17 protein-coding genes and 1 CRISPR repeat array are annotated in these 25,281 nt (G+C 59.2%); of the genes, 5 read left to right on the top strand and 12 right to left on the bottom strand.

The annotated features are described in order from the left end of the window. Window positions 1-58 precede the first annotated feature (58 nt). The 4 genes from HMPREF2928_RS03545 (at window position 59) to HMPREF2928_RS03530 (ending at window position 6,696) form a co-directional block, all read left to right on the top strand. Window positions 59-3,163, top strand: coding sequence for a DEAD/DEAH box helicase (locus HMPREF2928_RS03545; RefSeq protein WP_070616285.1), 3,105 nt, complete (start codon window positions 59-61; stop codon window positions 3,161-3,163). A gap of 502 nt (window positions 3,164-3,665) precedes the next feature. Continuing rightward, entirely contained in the window at window positions 3,666-4,907 is a 1,242-nt protein-coding gene (locus HMPREF2928_RS03540; RefSeq protein ID WP_070616284.1) for an MFS transporter, read from the top strand. Window positions 4,908-5,148: 241 nt separating this feature from the next. Further along, window positions 5,149-5,769 carry a hypothetical protein gene (locus HMPREF2928_RS03535; protein WP_005507641.1) on the top strand — a complete coding sequence of 207 codons (621 nt, stop codon included), beginning with the start codon at window positions 5,149-5,151 and terminating at the stop codon, window positions 5,767-5,769. A 195-nt stretch (window positions 5,770-5,964) separates the two neighbouring features. Then, complete coding sequence (locus HMPREF2928_RS03530) at window positions 5,965-6,696, top strand: metal-dependent transcriptional regulator (RefSeq protein ID WP_005504316.1); 732 nt, start codon at window positions 5,965-5,967, stop codon at window positions 6,694-6,696. Between the two features lie 146 nt (window positions 6,697-6,842). Here the strand turns inward: HMPREF2928_RS03530 and HMPREF2928_RS03525 are convergent, their stop codons facing one another. The 7 genes from HMPREF2928_RS03525 to HMPREF2928_RS03495 form a co-directional block, all read right to left on the bottom strand. Beyond that, window positions 6,843-7,727: a metal ABC transporter permease gene (locus HMPREF2928_RS03525; RefSeq protein ID WP_070687389.1), complete on the bottom strand. Its 885-nt coding sequence runs from the start codon at window positions 7,725-7,727 to the stop codon at window positions 6,843-6,845. After that, window positions 7,728-8,555, bottom strand: coding sequence for a metal ABC transporter ATP-binding protein (locus HMPREF2928_RS03520; protein ID WP_070687388.1), 828 nt, complete (start codon window positions 8,553-8,555; stop codon window positions 7,728-7,730). It abuts the gene before it with no gap. Window positions 8,556-8,782: 227 nt separating this feature from the next. Continuing rightward, window positions 8,783-9,745 carry a metal ABC transporter substrate-binding protein gene (locus tag HMPREF2928_RS03515; protein WP_070630068.1) on the bottom strand — a complete coding sequence of 321 codons (963 nt, stop codon included), beginning with the start codon at window positions 9,743-9,745 and terminating at the stop codon, window positions 8,783-8,785. A gap of 323 nt (window positions 9,746-10,068) precedes the next feature. Beyond that, window positions 10,069-10,869, bottom strand: a complete 801-nt coding sequence (locus tag HMPREF2928_RS03510; protein ID WP_070687387.1) for an exodeoxyribonuclease III — start codon at window positions 10,867-10,869, stop codon at window positions 10,069-10,071. Between the two features lie 211 nt (window positions 10,870-11,080). After that, window positions 11,081-11,893 (bottom strand): S-layer homology domain-containing protein, encoded by an 813-nt coding sequence (locus tag HMPREF2928_RS03505; protein WP_070687386.1) that lies wholly within the window; start codon window positions 11,891-11,893, stop codon window positions 11,081-11,083. Window positions 11,894-12,393: 500 nt separating this feature from the next. Next, window positions 12,394-13,722, bottom strand: a complete 1,329-nt coding sequence (locus HMPREF2928_RS03500; protein ID WP_070687385.1) for a glycosyl hydrolase family 28-related protein — start codon at window positions 13,720-13,722, stop codon at window positions 12,394-12,396. Between the two features lie 374 nt (window positions 13,723-14,096). Further along, window positions 14,097-14,840, bottom strand: coding sequence for an S-layer homology domain-containing protein (locus HMPREF2928_RS03495; protein WP_070687384.1), 744 nt, complete (start codon window positions 14,838-14,840; stop codon window positions 14,097-14,099). Between the two features lie 317 nt (window positions 14,841-15,157). Here HMPREF2928_RS03495 and HMPREF2928_RS03490 point away from each other — a divergent pair, with 317 nt between their 5' ends. Beyond that, window positions 15,158-16,498 carry a glycosyl hydrolase family 28-related protein gene (locus tag HMPREF2928_RS03490; RefSeq protein ID WP_070687383.1) on the top strand — a complete coding sequence of 447 codons (1,341 nt, stop codon included), beginning with the start codon at window positions 15,158-15,160 and terminating at the stop codon, window positions 16,496-16,498. A 114-nt stretch (window positions 16,499-16,612) separates the two neighbouring features. Here HMPREF2928_RS03490 and HMPREF2928_RS03485 read toward each other — a convergent pair whose 3' ends face one another. The 5 genes from HMPREF2928_RS03485 to HMPREF2928_RS03465 all read right to left on the bottom strand — a co-directional run bounded on the left by HMPREF2928_RS03485 (window position 16,613) and on the right by HMPREF2928_RS03465 (window position 24,521). Next, window positions 16,613-17,959 carry a glycosyl hydrolase family 28-related protein gene (locus tag HMPREF2928_RS03485; protein WP_005504305.1) on the bottom strand — a complete coding sequence of 449 codons (1,347 nt, stop codon included), beginning with the start codon at window positions 17,957-17,959 and terminating at the stop codon, window positions 16,613-16,615. A gap of 637 nt (window positions 17,960-18,596) precedes the next feature. Beyond that, window positions 18,597-19,595 carry a bile acid:sodium symporter family protein gene (locus HMPREF2928_RS03480; RefSeq protein ID WP_371440519.1) on the bottom strand — a complete coding sequence of 333 codons (999 nt, stop codon included), beginning with the start codon at window positions 19,593-19,595 and terminating at the stop codon, window positions 18,597-18,599. Window positions 19,596-19,787: 192 nt separating this feature from the next. Beyond that, on the bottom strand, window positions 19,788-21,431 hold the full coding sequence (locus HMPREF2928_RS03475; protein WP_070687381.1) for a M48 family metallopeptidase: 1,644 nt from the start codon (window positions 21,429-21,431) through the stop codon (window positions 19,788-19,790). A gap of 381 nt (window positions 21,432-21,812) precedes the next feature. Continuing rightward, window positions 21,813-22,766, bottom strand: a complete 954-nt coding sequence (locus HMPREF2928_RS03470) for a hypothetical protein (RefSeq protein WP_141754945.1) — start codon at window positions 22,764-22,766, stop codon at window positions 21,813-21,815. Window positions 22,767-23,384: 618 nt separating this feature from the next. Then, complete coding sequence (locus tag HMPREF2928_RS03465; RefSeq protein WP_005507659.1) at window positions 23,385-24,521, bottom strand: acetate/propionate family kinase; 1,137 nt, start codon at window positions 24,519-24,521, stop codon at window positions 23,385-23,387. 243 nt (window positions 24,522-24,764) lie between these two features. Then, window positions 24,765-25,279: direct repeats of the CRISPR family, unit length 26 nt; unit sequence GGGCTCATCCCCGCGCATACGGGGAA. Window positions 25,280-25,281: the final 2 nt, after the last annotated feature.

Raw genomic sequence — 25,281 nt, 5'->3', positions numbered from 1 at the left:
CCCTACGGCGGGGTTTCACTCCCGCCCTATTTCTCTCTCCTCCAGCAGAAAAGTCACCATGGACCTTACCTTCACCCTCGCTGATCTGACCGCCACCTCCACCTGCGAGTTGCGGCTCTACACCGAGCTTCGGGAGCGTGCGCAGAAGCAGTCTGCCCACCCGACCCCCGAGAAGTCCGAGCGCGCCCACGAAGTGTACCGCGAGTGCCTGCAAGTACTAACCGAAGGTGGCATGGTCGGCAGTGGAGTAGTCAGCGGTGAAGTAGTCGGCGGTGAGCACTCGGGCGGCACACCGCGCCCGGTGCCCCTGGTGGCGACCTCCGCGGCGGGACTGACCTACACGGTGGAGCTCGACCGTCTGGAGTACTCGCCTGAGAACAGCACCGCCGAGAGCAATACCGCCCGAATCGTCTGCACCCCGCATCTGAGTGAGGCGGCGCATCGGGCGCTATTGCGCGGTGCCCTGGCGGCTCACCTGCTGACCGCTAGTGCAACCGCGAGCACCGAGAATGCCGAGAATGTGAGGCGCCTCGACCTTCATCTGGAGCACGGCGCAAATGAGTACTGCGCGGGGTCCGAATCGGAACCCTCTGAGCACCACTCCCCCGTTCCTCAACCTCATCGGGTTGATTCGTCGCGTATTCTGCCGCTGATTCGCCTGCAGGAGCAGCGCCTCCTGCTGCTCACCGAGGCGCTGAACGAGGGTGTAGAACCGGCGGAACTTGCCGAGCGCATCCCCTATTTTCTGACCTGCGACGAGTGCCCGGCGTGCCTGAACGCGGCGGCATCTCTTGCCCTCGCGACCGAAGCCCCGGAACTCGTCACCGAAGACGCCGTTGAAGACACTGCCGAAGACCCCGAGACTGAGGAGCCTCCGGTCATGTACCGGGTACCCGCCGCGATGGAGAACGACAGCGAACAGTACCGCCTGCAGTGCCTGCTGGATGCCCAGCTCGCCTCCCTGGAGGAGCACGCGGCGGAGCACGGCTGGGGTGCCGGCGAGCTTGAGGCGGCGATGCTGCTGTCCATGACGAACTACCACCGCCGTGAGCGCGCCCCGTTCTGGCGGGAGCACATTCGCCGCCTGGAGGACGGCCCGACGGCGTGGGTGGCGAGCCGCGATTACGCGTACCTTGATCGAGTGCAGGTGCTTTCGGTGGAGCATGCGCATGCTCTTCTGAACACCCCCGCAGACCTGGAGGCGCTTGCCGCCGCCATGAAGGAGCCCACCGAGGTTGAAGACGCCCCCGGCTGGTATCGTGTGCGCGGCGCGCAGGTGCGCCTGTTGCGTGCGCGAATTGATGCTGACCCGAGCCTGGTGATTGCGCCCTCTGACCGTGCGGTTTTTTGTGCGTATGATGCGGGTTTGAGCCCGCAGATTGCGCTGGACCGTATGGAGTCGCAGGTGAATTATTTCCGTGCGTCGAATCCGGGTGAGCGTGTGCCCGCCGAGTTGGCGGCGACGGGCTTCTTTGGCATGCGTGTGCTGGCTGTGGCGCAGGGTGGTTTCGGTGCCGGATCCGAAGGCTCCGAAGAGGTAGCAGAAGAGTCGACCGGTGAGTTCCTGGAGGTGCTTCTGCAGGAGCGCATCCGCGTGAAGGATGAGCCGCACCGTGCCCTGCCTTCGGGTATTGGTCCTGGCGATCCGGTGTCTACGGCGACGATTGAGGCAGCTTTGCAGGCCGATGTGCACGGGCTGCTTTTCGATGGTGCGCTCATGCCCAACGACCCCGTGCTTAATGGCCCCGTGCCCGGCGAGGGTTCCGAAGCTTCCAGCGAGTCCGCCGAGACCTCTGACCCGCCCCGCGCCCTGCCGAGCGTACTCGATGCGGCGGCTTCGCTGACGGGGGTGAAGAGCGCCTCCGCGGATTTGCTGTTCCGCCGCGCACCGCGCCTCAAGAGGAGCGCATCTAACGCCAAAAATGCAGAAAATCTACCCCGTGAGGTTGATTTTTCCGGCTCTAACCTGCCCACGGTGGATGCCGTGCACGCGGCGGTTCGCGCTCTCGACCATTCCTATGTGGCGGTTCAGGGCCCTCCGGGTGCGGGTAAGACCTTCCTCGCCTCGCATGTGATTGCGTGCCTGGTGGCGGAGGGCGCGAAGGTGGGCGTGGTGGCTCAGTCGCATGCGGTGATTGAGAACCTCATGGCGGCGTGCTGTGCCCGCGATGGTTTTGATGTTTCGCGTGCGGTGCGTCTGCGCGGCAAGTCGGTGACTCCGGACGCCCCGTGGTCTGAGGTGTCTGATTCTGAGCTGGTGGAGCTGATTTCTGGTGCGGGCGGCCTGCTGTTTGGCGGCACGGTGTGGGATTACGTGAGTGAGCGTCGTGTGCCTGCCGAGTCGCTGGATGTTCTGGTGGTTGATGAGGCGGGCCAGTTCTCTCTGACGAATACGGTGGCGGCGGCTCGTGCGGCGCGTTCGGTGCTGCTGTTGGGCGATCCGCAGCAGTTGCCGCAGGTGTCGACGGGTGTGCACCCGTACCCGGTGGATGCTTCGGCGCTGGGCTGGTTGTCTGATGGGGCGGCGGCGCTGGATCCTCGTTTTGGCTATTTCTTGGGTGAGTCGTGGCGCATGGATTCGGCATTGTGCGAGCGGGTTTCGTGGCTGTCGTATGATGGCGCATTGGCGAGCGCGGCGGCGACGGCTGGTCGCGCCCTGCAGGGTGTTGCGCCGGGTGTGGTGTCGTATCCGGTGGAGCATGCGGGTTGTTCGGTGCGTTCTGTGCAGGAGGCGCAGGCGGTGGTGGATTGCGTGCGCGAGTTGTTGGGTCGTGAGTGGGTTCCGGCGGCTGGTGCTGAGCCGCGCCCGTTGGCGGCGGAGGATTGCATTGTGGTGGCGGCGTATAACGCGCAGGTTGATTGTGTGCGTGAGGCGCTGATTGCTGCTGGTTTGGCGGATTCTTCGGGTGCTGGCGTGCGTGTGGGCACGGTGGATAAGTTCCAAGGTCAGGAGGCTGCGGTGGTGTTGGTGTCGTTGGCATCGTCGCGGGTTGATTCTGGGCGCGGTGCCGGGTTTGTGCTGTCGCCGAATCGTTTGAATGTGGCTGTGTCGCGCGGTCAGTGGCAGGCGGTGTTGGTGCATTCGCCGTGGGTGGCGCGTTCGGTGCCGCAGGATGTCGAGGAGGTACTGGCTCTGTCGGGCTTCGCGGGCCTGGTGGAGTAGCACCCCCAGTGCGGCCCTTATTCTGCGCTCTTCTACACTCCCCCGCCAGCTACGTTGCGGGTCTGACTGTAACAGGGTCTGGCGGAGCCTGGTTGCGGGTGTCTTTGGTGTGCCCAGAATCGGGTTTAGCTGAGGTTCAGCCGAGGTTTAGTTGGGCGGAAACACCAAGAATGAATTATAGTCAAACTAACCCTAATGTCAATACTCAAAATGAGGAAAGTTTTTCAACTAGCGTTCATGTATATGATTCACATCTCTTATAGAATCTAAAGTATCGCGCGACACACTTCTTGTGCGGGGGCTCCCGATGAGCCGCCCCGTGCATCCTCAACCACCCCGTGATGACCGGCGGGCACAGGCAAAAACAGACGAATACAGGCAGGCGCAGCCGACTGTCTGGGTATTCACTCATACGATTGCGCGCTACGAATTGCGCACAATGAACTACGCACGACGGATTGCACGCCGCGCGACACCATAAACCCCATCGTGGAGGTCCCCCATGAGTGTCAACACCGAGCTACTCAAGAATAGAGATTTTCGAAATACTCTCTTCGCCATTGGAGCCAACCAGCTCTCAGACTCGATGAGTTATATCACCACGCCCATCATTATTTTGGCGCTGACCGGCTCCCCCGAGGCCGCGAGTATCACCCTCTTCGTCGCGGGTGTTCTCGCCACCTGCGCCGGAGCAGTATCTGGAACGTGGGTCGACAGAATCGGCCCCTCAAAGTGCCTGGCGCTGTCCTGTATTGGCCAGTCACTGTCCTGGGTGGCGATTCTTCTCTACCTCGTTTTCAACGTCACCAACATTTACGTTTTGGTGATCACGATTTCTCTCGCCGCCATCATTTCCACCTTCGACTACCCGAGCGAGCAGTCCATCATCACCCGTGTAGTCCCCAAGGAACACCTGGGGTACGCCTCCGGTATGGGCGAGACGCGTGAGTCCACCGCTAACCTGCTGGGCGGCCCGGTCGCCGGCATCATTATCGGCTTCTCGACCGTGCTCATGACCGCAGTTCACGCGGTCATCAACCTGCTGGCATTCATCGTCGCACCCAAGAGCTACGGCGCTAGTCGGCAGCCCGCGGAAGAGGAGGAAGGGGAGAAAACCAGCTTCTGGCAGGACTCAAAAGCCGGTTTCGAGTACATCCTGAAGAACAAGGTGCTGGTGTCCATTGCGTTCGTTTCAACGCTTGCAAACTTTGGAACGGTCGGTATTCCGCTCACCTTCATCTACTACTACACCCTGGAGGGCGCACACCCGCTCTTCATCGGCATCTTCGCGAGCGCCTTCGGCGTGGGCGTGCTGCTCGGTTCGTTCCTGGTCGGCCCGCTGACCGAGAAGTTTGCGCTCGGCCCGCTCGGTATCACCTCCCTTGCCATCATGTCGGCGTGCTACCTGTTGCTGCCGGTGGTTCACTCGATGCTGTGGGCGGTGTGCCTGCTGATTGTGCTGGCGGGTATTGTGCTTCCCTCCTTCAATTCGAGCATCATTGCGTACATTAACGCGTCCACCCCGGAGCACATGATCGGTCGCGTGCACTCGGTGCAGGGCATCCCGAACATGGCGCTGACCCCGCTGGCTGTTCTACTGGCTGGGTTCCTCATTGTTGATTGGGGTATTACGTACACGGCGCTGTTCTACGCGGTGTTCATTTTCCTGTCGCTGGTGGTGATGGTATTCCAGAAGCCGCTGCGTCAGCTGCCGCATATCTCGCAGGTAACGAACGCACAGTAGTTCCGCGGTAGCCCCGTCTATCAACTCCACTCAACGCCCCCGAAAGCGAATAATTCAACGTGCACTTGCATGAAAATTATTTTCCTTTCGGGGGTGTTCTACGTCCTTTCGAGGATTTCTGCACACAGTGCATTCTCACGATAATTCCCCTTATCAATGCGCATTTTTAGGGGTTTAAATGTTGCCGGTATTACGGCGAACCTTACGCCGCTTGTTGAAGGTTTTACGGCATAATAGGAAGGTGTTCGTTCTAACCTTTATTCAACGTTCCGCACAGCACTCACTCACTGCACTGTCGGACGAACTCGCAAAGCTCAACCCGCGTGTTGCCTTCGCCCAGACATACCCTGACGAAATTCAGGGCGCCTTCGACCGCGCCAGCGACGCACTCCACGCGGCGCTCATTGCCGCGCGCGATAACGGCTTCTGGGTCGGCATCGGAATCGGCGAGCTCAACATCCCCCGATTCGCAGGCGCACTCGGTGCCGTCAGCACCACCGACTGCACCGGCGACGCCCTCGAATTCTCACGCCTCGCCGTCGAAGAAGCACAAGGAGGCGCACCCGTACGCTGCATCAGCGTCAGCGCTGACAACCGCCACCTCGCCGACCTCGCCGCAGGCTCCGCACGCCTGCTCTACCGCGTATGCGCCGACCGCACCGACGCCGAATGGCGCGTAGTAAACCTGCTTGTACCCGGCGTGCGCGGCCAGCAGAAGGCCGCCGCAACCGCGCTCGGCATCACCACCCAGGCGGTCAGCCGCACCCTCGTCCGCTCCCTCTGGCACGAGGAGCAGGCGGCACGCGGTGCGCTCATCGAACTGCTGACCCGTATTGACCGTTCGCGCCGCCGCGCCACCTAACCGCCACCGCGCATCCCTCATTCTTTCGCGCCTGCCAGCTTCTCATACCTGCCAGCGCGGAACCGAACACCTGATCCCGCCCGTGATGGCCACCCCCTGCCAGGGGTGAACTATCCGGGCGGGACGCTTTTTAAGCCCGCGCTGAATACCCTGCAACTCGGCGGGCAAAACCAGAGAAAAGGTAGACTTATCTTTATGCCTCTTTCAGAACTTTCCGTCAGCACCCAGAACTATCTCAAGGAAATCTGGAGCCTCGAAGAATGGACCAAAACCCCTGCCACCGCATCCGCCCTGGCAGAGCGCATGGGCCTGCGCATTTCTTCGGTATCTGACGGCCTCAAGCGCCTCGCCGCCGCCGACCTGATTGAGCATCAGCCCTACGGCGCTATTGAGCTCACTGAAACCGGCCGCTCCTACGCGCTGGCAATGATCCGCCGCCACCGCCTCATTGAGACGTTCCTCGTGGAGACGCTCGGCTACACCTGGGACCGTGTGCACGACGAGGCGGAGGTCCTGGAGCACGCGGTATCCGACTTCATGGTGGACCGCATCGACACCCTGCTGGGGCACCCGACCCGCGACCCGCACGGCGACCCGATCCCGGATTCTTCGGGGCATATTAGTTTTCCGCAGACCGTGCCGCTGAGCCAGTGCGAACCCGGCGAAACAGTCGTGCTCGAACGCATTAACGATGATGACCCGCGCCTGCTGCGTTACCTGCAGGGCCACGGTTTTGTGCCCGGCGTGCGCCTGCACATTGAGGAAGGTGCACCCTTCTCGGAGGCGGTGAACGTGAGCGTGGTCGGTGCCGGTTCCGGCAACCTGCACGAGACGGACGCGGCCGGTGCGGTGAAGCCCGGCGGTACCATTATTCCGTTGGGTGCGGAGGCGACCGCCTCCCTGTTCGTGTCCCGCACGGTGCGCTAGATACAGGGCGGTAGAGACGGACTTCTAGCCCGGAAATCCGGGCGGGTACGCGCCCCTAACCTTCAAAAGACAGCAATAGGCGGAAAGCCCCACGGTGGGACTTTCCGCCTATTGCTATATGTGGTGAGCGTACTCAGTGGGCTTTCTTAGGAAGCTACCGGCTCAGTTTTCGTTGCGGCAGTGCTGAGTCGGCGGGCGCGCATCCTACCCAGCAGACCGTAGCGCGGGGCGAACACGTACGCCAGGGCGAACAGTATGCCCTGCGTGACGACCACGGCACCACCGGGGGATACATCCGCGTGGTAGCTGGCGTACAGGCCGGTCAGCGTGCCCAGCAGGGAGACTCCCACGCTCACCGCGAGCATCGGCACGAACCGGTCGGTAATGAGGCGCGCGGTGGAGCCGGGGATGACAAGCATCGCCACGACCAGCACCACGCCCACGATCTGCAGCGCCACCACGGAGGTCAGCGCCAGCATAATGAGCAGTAGCGCACCGAGCAGACGCGGACGCAACCCCACCGCCTGCGCAAAGCCCGGATCGAAGGCGTACAGCACGAAGTCGCGGCGCTTGACCAGCAGCACGGCGGCAACCACCACCGCGAGGATAGCGACCTGCCAGACGTCCGACCAGGACACACCCAGCACGTTACCGAAGAGGATATGGTTCAGGTCGGTATTCGACGGCGTAACCGAAATCAGTACCAGACCGAACGCAAACATGGTCGTGAACACGATACCGATCGCGGCGTCCTCGCGCACGCGGCCGCTGCGCCGCACCCCGCCGATGAGCGCCACCGCCACGAGCGCGGCAATGACCGCACCCACCGCGAAGGGCGCACCGAAAATGTAGGCGAGCACCACGCCGGGTAGCACCGCGTGCGAGATCGCGTCGCCCATAAGCGACCAGCCGAGCAGCACGAGCCAGCAGGAGAGCAGGGCGCAGACGGCGGCGGCGATGACGGTGACCACGAATGCGCGGAGCATGAAGGGCAGGGTCAGCGGCTCCACCAGAAAGTTGAGGATGTCCATTTAGTTCTTCCCTTCCGCAGAGCTGATCGTAGTAGTGCCGGAGGCTGTAGCACTGGAGGCGGCAGTCGGCGCGCCGGCGTCCACTTCCATGCCGAAGGCACGCACCAGGTTCTCGGGAGCGAGCACCTTCTCGGGGGTGTCATGCATCAGAATCTCGCCGCGCAGCAGTAGCGCCTCGTCGGCGAACTGGCGCAGGCTCGCCAAGTCGTGCGTGGAAACCAGCACGGTCGCGCCCTCGTCACGCAGCTGTTCGATGACCTGAATGAGCATCGCTTCGCTGCGCTTGTCCACGCCGGCGAAAGGCTCATCCAGCAGCAGCAGCTGGGCGCCCTGGGCGATAGCGCGTGCCACGAAGGCGCGCTTACGCTGGCCACCCGAGAGCGCCCCAATCTGACGGTCGGCAAGGTCGGTCAGTTCCACGCGGGCGAGCGCCTCATCCACGGCAGCACGGTCTGCGGCACGCAGGCGGCGGGTGATGCCGAGGTTGCGGTAGCGTCCCATGCTGACGACCTCGCGCACGGAGATGGGGAAGGTCCAGTCGATTTCTTCGCTCTGCGGCACGTAGCTGACGAGTCCGGCGCGGTGGTGGTGCGCGTTCTTGCCGCGGCTGCCACGGTTACCGCCGACGGGCTGCCCGTCGAGAGTGATGCTACCGGCGTGCATGGGCACGACCCCCATGATGGCTTTGAAGAGGGTGGATTTGCCGGAGCCGTTCATGCCGATCAGGCCGCAGATACGCCCGGTGTCCAGGGTGAAGGATGCGCCGGTGAGGGCGCGGACTGGCCCGTAGTTCACGTGCACATTTTCGCAGCTGAGAAGAGTGCTCATTCCTTGTGTTCTTTCTGGTGGTCACCGTATGCGTGGGGCGGGTGTACTTGCTTGCGTGTTGCTGAGTGGGTGCCGTGTGGGCGGGTGCTGTGTGAGTGAGTGTTAACGGCGTGGGAGGAGCGAAGCCAAGAAGGCGACCGCCCCTCCTATCCTATCGGGGGTTTGGGGTTTACCCGGGGTTTTCGAGGTCGGATTTGACCCTGGTTTAGCCCGGGTTTATGCCGGGTTTAGGAGTTGCCCTTGAGGCCCGCAACGATGGTGCGTGCGTCGTAGCGGATCATGTCCAGGTAGGTGGGCACGGGGCCGTTCGCCTCGGAGAGCGAGTCCACGTAGAGCACGCCGCCGAATCGTGCGCCGGTGGCGTCTGCGACCTGGCGCATCGGGTTGTCAGAGACGGTGGATTCGCAGAACACGGCGGGCACCTGGTTCTCGCGCACGTAGTCGATCGCGGAGGAAATCTGCGAGGGGGTCGCCTGCTGTTCGGAGTTGACCGCCCAAATGTACTTTTCCTTCAGGCCCGCGTCTGCCGCCAGGTAGGAGAAGGCGCCTTCGCAGGTGACCAGTGCGCGCTGGTTCTCGGGCAGGGTGGAGATTTCCTTGACGAGCTCGTCACGCACGCCCTGCAGCTGCTTCTTGTAGGCTTCGCCGCGGGTCTTGTAGTCGGCGGCGTGGCTCGGGTCGAGAGCACTAAATTCGCGAATCATCACGTCCACGTACTTCTGTACGTTGCTGGGGCTCATCCAGGCGTGGGGGTTGGGCTTGCCCGCGTAGGCGTCCTCGGTAATGGAGATGGGCGTGACCCCCTCGGAGACGGTCACGTGCTTAGCGTGGGATTCTTCAACGAACTTCGCGAACCAGGATTCGAGGTTCAGGCCGTTGTCGAGCACCAGGTCGGCGGCGTGCGCCTTCTTCAGGTCGGAGGGGGTGGGCTCGTACTCGTGGATCTCTGCACCGGGCTTGGTGAGGGATTCAACGTTCAGGTCGTCGCCTGCCACGTTGCGGGCGATGTCTGCGAGCACGGTGAAGGTGGTGAGCACGGTCTTCTTACCGCTGCTGCTCTTAGCGCCTTCGGTGGTGCTGGAGGTGCTACCGCAGCCGGTGAGCACGAGTAGCAGGGTGAGTGCGAGGGCGGCGCAGAGCGCCTGGACGAGGCGGCGTGCGTTGCTGCCTGCGGGGGTGAAAGCGTTCATGAGGTATCCTTCATTGGAAGTCACGGGTTTGAGTATGTGGTTGATGTGTGGAGTTTGCCGCGCCGGGACGCTAGGGACACGGTTGTGTCTGCGCAGGCATCATAATGCGCTTTTGCCTGTCGTCCCGGGCGGAATTTAACAATAGTTCGGCTAGCCGAACTTTTCAACTAAGCCACACAGAAAACCCCGAAATATTGGCAGAAACCCAGGGGCAGGCACGCAGAAACACAGGGCAGAAGCACCGGCAGATACAGCAATGAGGCGAGGGACCCCTCCCCCGCCTCCTTGCTACACGCGGTTCTACGGCAAGCTATACGCTCCGTTTAGTCGGCAATCTCAACCACGACCGGCGTGTGGTCGCTTGCGCCTTCACCGGCGCGTTCCACCTTATCGATCCAGGCGCGTTCCACGCGCGCGGCGAGCGCGGGCGAGAACAGCTGGAAGTCAATGCGCATGCCCTCATCCTTGGTGAGGCGGCCCGCCTGGTAGTCCCAGTAGGTGTACTCGCCCGGGGTGTGCGGGCGCACTACGTCCACCATGCCCTCTTCGAGTAGGGCGGCGAAGGCGCGGCGTTCGGGTTCGGAAACGTGAGTCATTTCATTGCGCAGGAAATAGTCAATATCCCACACGTCGGCATCTTCGGGGGCGACGTTCCAGTCACCGACCAGGGCGAGCTGCGACTGCGGGTTAGCGGCAAGTTCGTTGTGCACGTTCTGGCGCAGCGCCTCCATCCAGCGGAGCTTGTAGTCCATGTGCGGGTCGGTCAGGCCGCGGCCGTTGGGCACGTAGAGGCTCCAAACGCGCACGCCGCCGCAGGTCGCACCGATAGCGCGCGCCTCCAGCACCTCGGGTTCGCCGGGCTTGCCGAAGTGCGGCTGGTTATCGAAGCCGCGCTGCACGTCTTCGAGGCCAACTCGGGAGGCGATTGCCACGCCATTCCACTGATTCAGGCCAAAGTGCGCAACCTCGTAGCCCATGAATTCGAAAAGGTCGAAGGGGAAGGTTTCGTCCTTGGTTTTGGTTTCTTGCAGTGCGAGCACGTCAACGTCGTGTTCGTCGAGCCAGTCTTCGACGCGGTTCTCGCGGGCGCGGATTGAGTTGATGTTCCAGGTGGCAATCTTCATGCCTTCTAGCTTAGCGGGTGCAGAGCATGCACCTTTCATTGCACGGAAGCGATTGCGCGGCGGCACGGGCGCTCGCAACCTGCCAGAACAGCACAGCACCCGGAACAGAGCACCGCCCGCCTGCGCAACCTTCGGGTCGCACCGGCGGGCGGTGAATATATGCGCTAGTCAGCACTGCATCTAGTCGGTATTACCCCTAGTCAACGGCTTCCTAGTCAACGGCGGGAGTGCCCACAACCTTCAGGCCCTTATCACCGTACGCCTTGAGCATGTACAGGGCATCGGAGAAGTACAGGGGGCTGGCAGGGTTCACCACGTCTGCCACGCCGTCACCGTCGCGGTCCACTTCGGGGTAGGCGCCGAGCGTGCGGGCTGCCCAACGGTTTTCAGCCTTGAACTGCTCAACCTTCTTAGCTTCGGCACGTAGCGGACGGCGGATCTGGCGCAGGTGTGCGGCACCGTCGGGGCTACCGGCGGCGCGGTAGAGGAACGCGGCGAGGGTGTGGCGGGTGGCGTACTCGTCCGGGTGGAAGAGCCCGTCATCCCAGCCGGAGGTGATACCCGCGTCCGCTGCCCAAATGTACGCAGCATAGTTGGGGTCGGTGGTGGGCACGTCCTTGTAGGGCGAGGTTTTCGGGAGGTCCTTGACGGTCGGCGATCCCGCCATGCGGTAAAGCATGCGTACGAGCTGGCCGCGGGTGACGGTTGCGGTGCTGTGGCGGCGGGTGACGGTGTATTCTTCGTTGTCGAGGTAGCCGTGGCAGACTGCCCACACGCCGGGAGTAGCGCTCATTGTGCCTAGGAACGTGGCGACGCATTCGGCGTAGCTGGGGTCGTCCTTGGGCTGGTGAAGTTTGATGAGGCCGTTGGCTGCAGCAGGTTCGGCGGCGTGAGCTACAGCCTGGTGGGAGGCGATGGCGGAGGTGCCTACGGGCAGGGCACCGAGGGCGAGGGCGAGGGTGAGAGCGAAGGTGCGGCGTGCGCGAGTGGTGGGTGTGAGGACTCGGGAGATAACCGGAAGCATGGGCTGTCCTTATGTAATTGTGGTTGGGAACCGGCCGGAAGGAACCGATTTTTGGGTCGACCGCGGGGTCGCCAATGGAGCGAATAAGAAAAGGGGAAGGGTAGTGGTCGTTGAGGAATAGTGAGAAGCGGCAATGAATAGGAGCTGACGTGCGGCGATACGCGGTTTTGATGTGTACCAATGATGTGCGTGTTGCGCATGCTGTCGCACGGCTATGGTGGTGCACAGTGAATGGACTGTTTTACACCGCCATAGAAAGTTTAAAGTACATATTGATATTTTATTCAATATTTAATTGAGACTTTTATCAACTAAAAATTAAACATTGTTCTAAATGACAAAGCAGCTGCGAATGGTATGTATTCCATTCACAGCTGCTTTGATTTTTAGCTGATATATAGCGGTATAACGCACCCACTAGGGCACACGCACCTCCCCCGCGATTCACAGGAAAGTCCCGAACCGGTTCGGGCGTGTCTAGTAGCGACCGTCAGCCTCTACTAGCCGCGCATCACGTTATAAGCTTCCTTGGTGAGCTGACCGGCGGGCGAGGTGGAGTGGCGCAGTTCCTCAACCTCAATGACCACGTTCGCGCCAATCTCGCCGGTGATGTACACGCGGCGGCCGAGCATATTACCCTCACCGATGCGGTCGTCCTTGGCGGTGCCTTCGGTGATGCGCAGGTCGTAAATCTTGTTTTCAATGTAGAAGCCGTACAGGGAGGCGGGCTTCTCCGGGGGGTTGTAGGAGACAGGCGCGACCATGCGGGTACCGCGCGCGTTACGGCTGATGTACCAGTTGGCGGCCTCGTCGGCGCGGGCGGCGCCGCTGACGGTGCCAGCCCAGCTGGAGCCTTCCGCTTCGCATCCGATGAAGATGTTGTGCGCCCACTCAACGAGCCAGCCGTGGCCCGCGTTGGAGCGTGCGGTGCAGCCGATGAACATGTTGCGTTCACCCTGCACGATCCAGCCTGCGCCAGCGTGGCGGGTGGCGGGCTCGTAGAGGGCGTTCTTGTTGCTGGTGCGGTGGTTGCTGTTGCTGGAGCAGTTCTCGAACTTAGCCTGCGCCGCGTACACCTCAATACCGGCGTAGGAGCCGCCGCTGAGATTCGCCTCGGCAACGTCGATACCGCGCAGCTTGTTGTCTGCCGCGCCGGAGTTCTGGCCTTCGTTGGGGCGGCGGGGGTGGCCGGCGGGTTTGCCGAGCAGCAGGCCCTGGTTGAGGGTGCGGCGGATGGTCACGTCGTCAATTTTCATGCCCTGGTCGTCCAGGCCGAGCACGGCAACGCCGATGGCGGTGTCCCAGACTTCCACGCCGGCGATAACGGGCACGATGTCCGGTTCGTTGAGCATGTCGCCGGTCAGATGGGTGTGGAAGATGACGCCGGCGACGTTATTCAGCGGGGTGGTGTGCGCATCGAGCGGGTAGCTACTGATGGGGGTATTTGCGGCATTAGTGCGGATGTGCAGGTTGCGTACGCCCATGCGCATGGGCTTGTTGGCGTTGTAGTTGCCGTAGACGGGGGTGGTGTAGCTACCGACGTGGAACACGCCGGTGTATTCGGTGTGGCCGTTGGTGGTGGTGGGGATGGCGCGGTCGGAGTGCGCGATGACGACGGTTGAGGAGCCGTAGCCGAAGATTTCGACACGGTGCTTGATGTCGATGAAGGGGTAGGAGACGCGGTAGATGCCGCGGGGGAGTTCTACGGATCCGCCGCCGCGTGCGGCGACAGCGTCGACGGCTCGCTGGATGGCTGCGGTGGAGTCTTTGGCACCGGTGGGGTCTGCGCCGTAGTTGATGGCGTTGATGCTCATGGGCGTATCGGGCATGAGGGGCTCAATTCTTTCGATGGGTACCGCGTTCGGTGCTGAAGGCGGCGCGGGTGAGTGAATTGAGTGAATACGGCTGTATGCGGTGAATACGGTGTTGAGTGAGTACGGCGCTGCGTGGGTGCAGTGTTGAGTTTGTGTGGTGCGGTGTGTTGGGCGCATTTCTGCGGGTGTTTTGACGTGTGCGGGTCTGTGCACCGGCAGACCTGCCTCCTGCTCAAGGGTACCGCATTGGGCGTGTGGAGGCGATGACCGGGCGCTGTGATGCCTGCTCCCCTACCCTGTTTTTCTACGGTTTTTCGGCTGTTTTGGGTGCGGGTTAAACGCCGAGGGGCGGGGATTACTCCCCGCCCCTCAGGCGTATGCATCATATTTTATTTGTGGGTTCCGACAACCTGGTACCCGGAAGTATGAAAATCTCGAATCATTGAATATACCGTCCTCCTGTCAAGGATGGTGGTGGGTTTAGCGGTCTTGAGATTATCCGGTTCGTTTTCGTTAACGGGTACCTTGGGGTACGGAGCGATAGCTACGGTGTACCAGGAAGTTTCTTTCCAGAAAGGTTTTCCGATGGGGGTAATATCTTTAGCTGCGTAGTTGTAATGTTCCCATGTGCGGTACCACAGCTTTTGTGGGCTACCGGCAGCACGGTAGAGGAAAGCGATGACGGTGCTGGTAGTTGCATAATCATTGGGATGGAACTTGCCATCAGACCAGCCACTTGTAATTCCCTCACGTGATGCCCAGATAGCAAGAGGGTAGGTTGGGTCATAGGTCTCCACGTCTGCGTATGGGGATACTTCAGGTAGGTTTTTGACTTCAGGGTATCCTGCTAGACGGTATAAAGCAGCGATAACGTCCATTCTGCTGGCAGAACTATTGGGAATTTCGTAAACGTTTGTAGAAATCAAGCCATTACAATATGCCCAGATATCTGCTATCTGGCCGCGTCCGTATTGCTTATCCAGGAGACAGTCACTAACTGCGCCGGTATAAAATTTACTGGGGTTGCGGTAGAGGTTGTTCCCTTCCGCATGTGCGGGGAGGGGTGCCAGCATCAAGGATGCGGCAACGCCTGCTACCCCCAATGCTTTGAGGGGGCGAGGGAGGGGGGTCATGTTACTCTCCAGAAATCGGTGATGTGAGAACGACATGTTGAGTGAATCAGCTAAATACTAGCACCACATCAAGGAATCTGAACCCCATTGCATGTAGGCAATGTGTCACCTGCATCTTTGCCTGTCAGAGATTAAAAGGTGAAAGTATAATCCTCACCTTTAGGATTTATAAAAAATAACCCTCATGTAGAAGATGATATGAATTTATATCTAAGTGCATAAATACCCCATTGATTTCTCGGATATTGCAGTAAACTACCCATATAAGCTGCTGACTAGCAGATATATTCACTCACTACTTCTTGAATTGAGGATTTATGGCCTCTGAGAAAACAAGCCCTATGGCGGTCAATGTTCTTAACTATGACGCTGACCCTACGGGGGCTAAAGATTCCACCGCCGCTATTCAAAAAGCTATTAATGATGTAGCCGCACGAGGTGGTGGCTCAGTGGAGATTCCTGGTGGTATTTATCGTGTCACCTACCCCTTCATTGAGTTGAAGCATCGTGTAGAGGTGTTTGGGCACGGTCAGGCAACCCGCATTATTGCCACGGGTGAGAAAACCGTTGAATTTACAACTGGGGTTTTCCACACGGGAACATATAGCGTACCTATGACAAACCCAAATGAAGGTGAAAACAAACCTATGCGTATGGGCGTTCGAGACTTATTTATCCGTACAAACCCGTCTAATCTGTCTCTCTCAGACCCTAATGGATCATTTTGGAAGGAGCTTCATACGACTCCTCTTATGCCCAAGGTCGTAGGAGTCCTGTTTCATACTGAGATGCCAGATAAATCCTCAAATGAACCTGATGCTGTTCCTTTACTTTCTAACGTTGAAATCTGGGGTACTGATATTGGAGTAGCTATTCTCGGAAAAGACGACCAAGGTATGAAGGTGCACGATCTCCGTATCCGAAAGGCTCTCCGTCAAGGTTTACTAGTCGGCAAGCCTGTTGGTCATCCGTTGCGAAAGTCTAAAGACCAGAACGCTGATGGTGCGGACAATAAGTTCTCCATGATTGACGTCTCTGGGACAAATCAGTCCGGTGGTGTATACGCTGGCATTGAGGTGTACGCTTCCCAAACGAAATTTGAACTCTCCAGCAGCTGGTATAACCACCGCACCCTCCCTAAAAGCACTATCTACTCTCCTGAGAATGCTCATGCTGGTGCTGGGTGGCTCAACCGTGGTGAACGAAACATGTACATTGGTTGCACCGCCCAGGAAAATGGGGGCCACGGCTGGGTTCTGCGTCTCGGTAAAAGCCAGTTCATCGGCTGTCTAGGTGAGTCCTCCAGCTTTCAGGGAGCTTCGGTAGGAGGTCAAGCACAACCGATGGAGGCCGCGAATTGGTACATTATGAACGGAGCAACGGGTTTACGGCTTGTGGCTCCACGCTCACATAACCCTAAAGACGATCGCAATGCTTCACTGTATGGGTTTTATATTGAGGGTGGAACGAACGACCTGCAAATTATTGGTGGCTCAGTCATTGACGAGCGAATGAGCGAGAGCAACCTGAAGAATCGTAGGGTCTGTGTGACTGGGCGCCCTGGCAGCCAAGTCATCTTGCAGATTGATAAGCTACGATACCAAAAATTTACTCCTGACAGCCTTACAGAACTCCCTGGTGGTACCTGGGTCTACTAATTTACAAAATATTTAAACGCTTGAGGGGCGGGGATTACTCCCCGCCCCTCAGGCGTATGCGTTTTAAGATTTTGTGGTCACGAGCCTCAGCTCGTAGAGCCTAACCCGCGAGGGTTAGCCCATGAACACGCCGTTGCCGCGCTTCTCCAGCTGCTTCGGCGCGAAAGTCGCGTGGCGGATGTGGTCCACCTCGATGAGCACGTTATCGCCCATAGCACCGGTCACGTGAACACGGCGGCCAATCATGTTGTTCTCACCAATACGGTCATCCTTCGCGGACGCAGTCGTAATGTGCATATCGCGAATGTTGTTCTCAATGTAGAAACCGTACAGGGAAGCCTTCGCCCAGCTGTAAGGGTTGTGCGAACGAGGAGCCACAAAACGGCTACCGCGTGCGTTACGGCCAATGTACCAGTTCGCCGCCTCGTCACCTCGAGCAGCGCCGGTAACAGCGTCCTGGAAGCTCGAAGACTCACCCAGGCAACCAATGAACTGGTTGTTACCCCACTCCACGAGCCAGCCGTGACCGGCGTTCTCCTGGGCGGTGCAGCCAATGAACATGTTACGGGTGCCCTGAATGAACCAGCCTGCACCCACGTGGCGGGTCTTCACCTCGTACAGGGCGTTCTTACCCTGGTTGCGCTTGTTGAACCAGCTGGTGGACGCCTCGAACTTGGACTGAGAAGTGTAAATCTCGATACCCGCGTAGGTGCCGAAGCTCATGTTTGCATCAGAGACGTCAATCATGGAGAACTTGTTATCTGCCGCGCCGGGGGTGTCACCCTCACGGCGGCGCAGCGGGTGGCCGACAGGCTTGCCGACCAGCAGGCCCTGGCGCAGGGTCTGGCGGATGCGGATCTTGTCAATCTTCATGCCCTGGTCGTCCAGGCCCAGGATTGCAACGCCGATAGCGGTGTCCCAGATTTCGATGTTGGACAGGGTGGGCACTGCGTCCGGCTCGCCGGGGTTAGCGTCCGCAATGCGGGTGTGGAAGATGACGCCTGCAACGTTGTCGACGGGCTGGGTGTGCTTCTCCAGGAAAATCTGGTTGCTCTTAGAATCCAGCGGCAGGTTGTACTTGTTGGTGCGGATGAACAGGTCACGCACGCCCATACGCATGGGCTTGTTCTGGTTGGTGCCACCGCTCATGGGGGTGGTGTAGCTACCGGTGTGGAAAACGCCGGTGCATTCGTAACTACCGTTCTTGGTGGAGGGAATACCCTTGTCGGTGAAAGCGACGATTCGGGTTGCCTGACCGTGGCCGAAGATCTCGACGCGGTGCTTCATTTCGATGAAGGGGTAGGAGACGCGGTACATACCGCCGGGAATCTCCACGGAGCCGCCGCCCTGCGCAGCAACATCATCGATAGCCTTCTGGATAGCACTAGTGGAATCTCGTACGCCGGTGGGGTCAGCGTTGTACTTGGAATCGCATACGTTCACGCTCATGATGGTAGCCATGGAGTGTCCTCTTTCTTGGCGGATACAAACAGCGATTAGCGCATAGATAGAATCTAAGCGCGTCATTAAGCTGAGTGTATCCAGTTGTGTTTGAGTGAATAAATGGTTTTGAGCTTCCTTCCGGTTGAGTGAGTGAGTCTCTTCCGGTGCGGGATGCGGGCGGGGAGTGAATCCGCTGCATCAATGCTCGTGGGCGGTGTGAGGGAGTGAATCTCAACCGTTCCCATGTGAGTCATAAATTCTTGCATACAGGATGCGAATCTGTCTAACCCACGACAAAACATTCTAGGGCAAATTTGGGGCTTTTTCGCCGCTCAACGCCCGATAGTGTTGATTGTCTCCCCGGTCACTTTTATGCAGTGGAGTGCACATACCCCACAAAAACCCAACTGACCAGTACAAATACCACATTTTGCACATAAATGCACTAGTCAGGGAATTTTTGGCAGTGCGCGTCATATCACTTCATAAACCGATTGATACGGCCCAAAGTCCCCCATTAAAACCCCTCATCAGAGGCTTATCTCACAGGTTCAGAGGCTCCGGTATAGCGTCCACCAGAGAGTCCAACGAGCACCCCGGCAGACACTTCCAACAGACACCCGGCAAGCAACCCCAGCAGATAGGGTTCAAGCCCCTACTGAACTTCCTTCGCGGAGGCGGCACCCACCACATCCAGGCGCGCATAGCGGCCCGCAAGCCAGGTACAAATCATCAACTGAACCTGATGGAAAATCATGATCGGCAGCATCATCAGACCCAGCGAGCCCGCACCAAAAATAATGATCGCCATCGGCAGGCCAGCCGCCAGCGACTTCTTCGAACCGCAGAACTGAATCGTAATACGGTCGGCACGGTTGAAGCCCAGGCGCTTAGCCAGCTGGTCGGTCAGCCACAGCATAAACACCACAATAATCGCCATGAGCACGACCAGCAGCGCGATCTGCCACCACGCCACGCGCGTCCACACACCCTGCACCACCGAGGCGGAGAACGCCGAATACACAATCATCATGACCGAGAACTTATCCAGCCACTTAGTCGTCGGCTTCTTGGCAAACTCCCCCACCCAGCGGCGCGTCAGCTGACCGAGCACGAACGGCAGAAACAGCTGAATGGCGATGTCCAGGAAGACCGTTCCAGAGAACTCAATATGGCCCGTGTTCATCAGTAGCATGGCGAGTAGCGGGGTCGCCACCACGCCCACAATCGAAGAGAGCGAAGCACTCACAATCGCCGCCGCCACGTTACCGCCCGCAATCGAGGTGAACGCAATCGACGCCTGCACGGTCGAGGGCACAAAGGTCAAGAACAGAATGCCCATGTACAGCCCATCACCGAGCACAAAACGCAGCGGTGAAAGCGCCAAACCGACCAGGGGGAACAGCACGAACGTGCAGCTGAGAATCATCAGGTGCAGACGCCAGTGGGTCAGGCCGCGAATAGCCTCCGCGGTGGAGAGGCGAGCGCCGTACAGGTAGAACAGCAGGGCGACCGCGAACTTCGTTCCGGTGCTGAACCATTCGGCAAAGTCGCCGCGCGCCGGCACAATAATTGCGAGGATGACCGCGCTAATAAGCATGGTCAGCAGCGGGTCGAGTTTGATGGAGCGAAGTGATGAAAGCATGCTGTCCATTCTATGCCTGCGGCATGCGGCGGATGCAGTAGCGGGCACCCCTTCTCACCTGGGGGTCACGCAGGGAGAGCTTAGGAGTGTGCAGGAGGCGGTTAACAGCCGAACCCGCCGGAGTGCGTTAGCACCCCGGCGGGTTCGTGAAGGTTATTGAGCTGTGCGGCTCAGATGAGGCGTTCAGAGTAGGCTCAGCGGCTACTTCTTATCGCCGTCGAAGCCGTAACCGTACGAGCCACCCTCAGAGGAGCCGCTACCGTACTGGCCGTAACCGTACTGCTCGGGAGCAGACTGACCATTAGAAGGCTGACCGTTAGGCTGGCCGTTAGAGGGCTGCTCAGGTGCGGGCTGGCCTGCACCGTTCTGGGTTGCACTGTTCTGGCCTGCGGCAGGCTGGCCGAAGCCAGGCTGCTGACCGTAGGCAGGCTGATTGGGTGCAGGCTGACCCGGTGCGGGCATCTGCGGGCCACCGGGAGCACCCGGTGCCGGCACACCACCGGCGGCAGCGTACGCATCCCAACGCTGGCCGTGGAAGGCACGAGCCTGCTCGGTGAGCCAGCCAGCGAACAGCGTCGAATTCGCATCGAACTTGGGGGCGTTCTCGGGCTTGGAGTACACGTCCACGGTTTCCAGGGTGTGGTCAGCCCAGGTGTCCTGGTGTTCACGCATGAACTCGGTGGACTGAATCGGGTCAGGCCACATGTGCACCGGCTCAGACGCCGGAATCAGCACAGGAACGCGCGGTGCAGTGTCCTTGACCGGGTTCTCAGTCGGGCGCCAGAACAGGCGGCCCGGCTGGGTGCGGTCACGCAGCGCATGCGCACGCCAGGTAAGAACCGGGTGGCTTGCCAGCAGGTTCACGTACCAGACGGCAAGGCCGCGGTCGGTCACGGCACGGTCGGCAAGCTCATCGAAGTTGACTTGCTTGTTCAGGTACTTACCTGCCGCAAGCACCTTGACAGCACCCTCAGCGCCCTCGGGGCAGAAGCGGTAGCCGAAGTTATCTGCGGTGTACTCCTGCGAGCGGGACAGCGCACTCGACAGCACCGGAATCTGGTTGAACAGCGTAGTGAAAATCAGACGGAAATAACCGACGTGACCTGCGGCGATGTGGCCCACCTCGTGGCCAATGATGAAGCGCAGCGCCTCCGGGTCACGAGACTTACCGCCAATCTCGAACAGGTCAGAGTACAGACAGATGTAGCGGCGGAAGCCGTGACCTGCCGCGAAAGCGTTCATGGTGCCGTTACCGAGAACAACGTACGCATCCGGCACGCGGCGCAGACCCGCCGCCTCAGCTGCTTCGGCGAGCATCTGGTACGCCTCAGGGAACTGGGTCGGGGTGATGCGCACACCGCGAACACGCTGCTGCGCGTAGTAGATTGCACGAACGATAAAGATGGCAATCGGGCCCAGGATGAGCAGGCCAACCGTCTGGAAAATCAGGTCTTCCAGGCTTGCGGAGGTGCTGCCGGAAGGTACTCGAACCGAGCCTTCACCGGTTGAGCTGAAGACGTAACGCATCATCGAGCTGAACAGGTCAGCCAGCGCCATGAACAGCACAATGTAGCCGACCGCGGTGACCGCGTAGGCGGCGACCAGCCACGGAATTTCGGAGGGGTGACGCAGCGCGTGCAGCACCTTCGGCGGCAGCATCGACTGGTAGGCGAAGAGCTTCGGCTGGGGCAGGGGGCTGACCGGCTTCTGGCGCTCGTCTTCGGGGAGCCAGCCGGCGGAGAGGTCCTGCGGGAGGGGCTCACCGGGGGCGTGGAATGCCTGCTGGCCGGGCTGGGCGTTGAACTGCCCACCGGGCTGCTGGTGGTTTTCAGGGGGTTGAGTCATGTCTCGTCCGCTTCGTATCGAGTGTTATCTGATTCCACTCTATCGTTTTTGGGCACTTACTAGTGAATGTGAATGCGCTTTTTCTCACGGAACGCTCACCACTTCTCATCTTCCCTGCAATAGCCCGCCAAGAGATACAATGCTTAGCTTTTCTCCCTATTGATGCATGCAGAGGGGCCGGTTCCGCACACGTGGTGCGGAACCGGCCCCTCCAAAAGCTGACAGAAGAATAGCGTCTACTTATTAGGGACACCACTCCCTAATACACTAAAAATCCATCAACTTTATACTCAAATAAACATCACAATATATAAATCTCAATCCAAGATTGAAGTAGGTCGAATGGGTCACTACTCCATTCAGACCTAATGCAAGCTGATATTAAACAGCTGCCGAAAGATAAGTGACAGTACCCCAGGGGGAAGTCACAATAACGCGGTACTGCACCGGAATGACCTTTGCCGACTTATGCGCGGGGTCACCGTAGGTGTGCTTACGCAGGTAGGTCATGTACGACACAACGTCTTGACCAGCATTGGGGTGGGTAATGTTAGCCATTACCTGAATGTCCCAGGACCAGCCATCGCGGCCTTCAGCGGTCGTGTAGTGCTTACCGTATGCGTAAGTCCACAGGGGGCTGTTTTCCTTGGGAGGACGGGGACCATCCGGGAAGTGCAGGTAGTTGTACTTACCGTGAGCGATGTAGGTAGAGCGGCTGCCCTTGTAGTTGTCGTTGAGGCGAACAACCGGGGGGTTTGCGCCCTTGCCCTTGTAGCCTTCGGCGTAGTACATGTTGTTCTTGCGGTTTGCCTCGGCCTCACCGAATGCGAAACGGTCCGCACCGGTGGGGGTCGGTGCATAGGAGACGTCACCTGCAACGTTCTCAACACGAACGTTGATGATAACGCCGCCACCAACGCCACCAACGCCGTCCTTGGAGGTGTAGTCAGGGGTGTCCTTGCCGTTCGGGGGGTAAATCGGCGGGAAGTCGCTCACACCCTCGTAACGACCCCAGGGGTAAGCAAGCTTATTTTCGGGGGTGGTGTTGTCGATGAAGTAGGTCTGCGGCTGGGGGCTGCAGTTGGAGGTGGGCATTACTGCCCATTCGTATTCTTCATTCACGGTACCCTTGTAGCGGCGACGGTTGGCACGTTCACCCCAGGGCACGGATACGATGGTGCCGTATTCGCAAGGGTTCTTGGATGCGGCGTAGGCGGGCACTACGGCGGTTGCTGCCACAACGGGCGTTGCCCATGCTGCACCCTTGACCAGGGTACGACGGCCCATCAGCTTTCCACTTTGTTCGGAGTGGCTCTTAGTCGAGTGAATATCCATTACCAAATCTCTCTCAATTGGAATGAGTTTTGCACATTGATCCACTTTATTTCTGTATATAAAATACAAAAATAAAAGTTATCGCAGTGTGTGTTTAAACGTGTACTTCAGAGTGCACTCTTAGAATACTTTTGCGGCTATAAATCCGCTTCAGTTCTTTTCGATGAACACTCGTTATATGAAAGCACAAAAAATTTGTATTTATTGTTCCCTGTTGTGCAACAACTTGGGTCGATAAATAATTCCTAACAGAATTAACCTAGAATCATCAATCTTTTTTCACCCTCAACCTTAACTGCCATCAATGTTGGAATGTTGCGGATCAATGCACTCAACCCCCCCCCCTTGCACAACTTTCCCAAGCAAGCAATAAGTTTACACTTTATGCAGCATCTAAACCCACACTTTTAACTAACTTTCATTCTTGTTCCCAATGTGATGAATGATACATATGTAATACATGTTGCATTGGCGTAATGTTGCATTGTAAAGTGAGTTGAATCATATGCATTTACTCTAATGGATGCTCAAAAACAAGTCCACTGCAGCACCCGTACGGAACGGGAACTGCAGCGGACTGTCTATATTCAACCGCTTACACGGCGGGGTGCGTGGGGCTTAGAGGCTCTTGACGAGTTCCTCGGTAGCCTCAGCGATAGCCTTCTCCTCGTTGGTGGGGATGACCAGCACCTTGATTGCGGAATCCTCGGTGGAAATCACGCGCGGCTCGGGGGAACGCTTAGCGTTCTCTTCCTCGTTGTACTTGATGCCGAGAGCACCGAGGCGGTCCAGGACCAGCTTGCGGAAGTCGCCGGAGTTCTCACCGATACCTGCGGTGAAGATCAGTGCCTGCGCGCCGCCAACAACCAGGTTGTAGCCGCCAATGTACTTCATCAGGCGGTAGGAGGTCATGTCCAGTGCGAGCTGTGCACGCTCGTCGCCGGACTGTGCAGCCTCAACGACCTTACGCATGTCGTTGGAGCCAGCCAGTGCGAGCAGGCCGGACTCCTTGTTCAGGATGGTGTCCAGGCGTGCACCGTCGATGCCCTCACGAATCAGGATGGTGGTCAGTGCCGAGGGGTCGATGTCGCCGGAGCGGGTACCCATGATCAGGCCAGCCAGCGGGGTGTAGCCCATGGAGGTGTCGACGGACTTGCCGCCCTTCACAGCGGTTACGGACGCGCCGTTACCGAGGTGAGCAACGATGCCGTTGAACTCGTCGCGTGCAATGCCGAGCATGTCAGCTGCAACGTGGGAGACGTACTCGTGGCTGGTGCCGTGGAAGCCGTAGCGGCGGATGCTGTACTTGTCAGCCAGGTCGTAGGGGATCGCGTAGCGCCATGCTTCTTCAGGCATGGTGGAGTGGAACGCGGTGTCGAAGATAGCAACCTGCGGCAGGGAGGGCCACTTGTGCATTGCTGCGCGCATGCCCTGAGCGTGTGCGGGGTTGTGCAGCGGTGCCAGCGGGGAGAGGTCGTCGATCTGCTGGACAACTTCCTCGGTGAGCAGGGCGGGGTGGGTGAACTTCTCTGCACCCTGCACCACGCGGTGGCCGACTGCCTGCAGCTCACGGCCTGCCAGGACGGGCTCAAGCTTCTCGGACATGATGTCGAATGCGACTTCGTGGTTGGGCACGTCGGTGCCGATGTTTTCGACGAGGCCGGAGGTCAGCATCTGCTCTGCCTCGGGCAGGGAGGTGTCACGCACCTGGTACTTCAGGGAGGAAGAACCAGCGTTCACAACGAGAATAAGCATGAAAGTATCTCTTTCGTAGTTTTCTTTTCTGCTCCATTCTCGCACTTTTCGAGCCTGCGTGCGAGACGGCCCCGACTGTGTTTTTAACGGGGGTTTTTATCGCGGGCGGTATCAGGGCATTATCGGGGGCAGGAGGGGCGGGGTTGGTGGGGTGTCAGAAGCTACCGGAGGATTAGAAACCAGGCACATGCCAGTTCATTTCTGCAAGTACGCAGATTGAGGAGCGTGTGGCTCGGCGCCTCTCTATTTATCCCCGCTCATGCGGGGAACACTGACCGTTACCTTCACGGAATGGGTGTGCCTGAGGCTCATCCCCGCGGATGCGGGGAAAACCCTATGGGGACCACGTCTCATACCCATGACAATGGCTCATCCCCCGCGCATACGGGGAACACTGATGCGTGGCAACTTGCCGGCTTTTCGACTTGGGCTCACCCCCGCGCATACGGGGAAAACAACGCCTACGCACTGCGTACGGGACTGATTCAGGGCTCATCCCCGCGCATACGGGGAAAACCGCAGAACGTTGTGACGGAACACGGTACCTCGGGGCTCATCCCCGCGCATACAGGGAAAACCAGTTCACGCCGACTACATCAGCCGGATCATAGGGCTCATCCCCGCGCATACGGGGAACGCCTTCCTATCGCGGATGTTGTGGTCACGCACGAGGGCTCATCCCCGCGCATACGGGGAACGCCATGTGGGGCTTCCGACCTGCGGCCTCTCGTCGGGCTCATCCCCGCGCATACGGGGAACG

The organism is Rothia sp. HMSC072B04 (assembly GCF_001813725.1).
GTDB classification, from domain to species: domain Bacteria; phylum Actinomycetota; class Actinomycetes; order Actinomycetales; family Micrococcaceae; genus Rothia; species Rothia mucilaginosa.
Note: the sequence above shows the minus strand (reverse complement) of the source record. Positions and strands in the feature narration are given on the sequence as shown.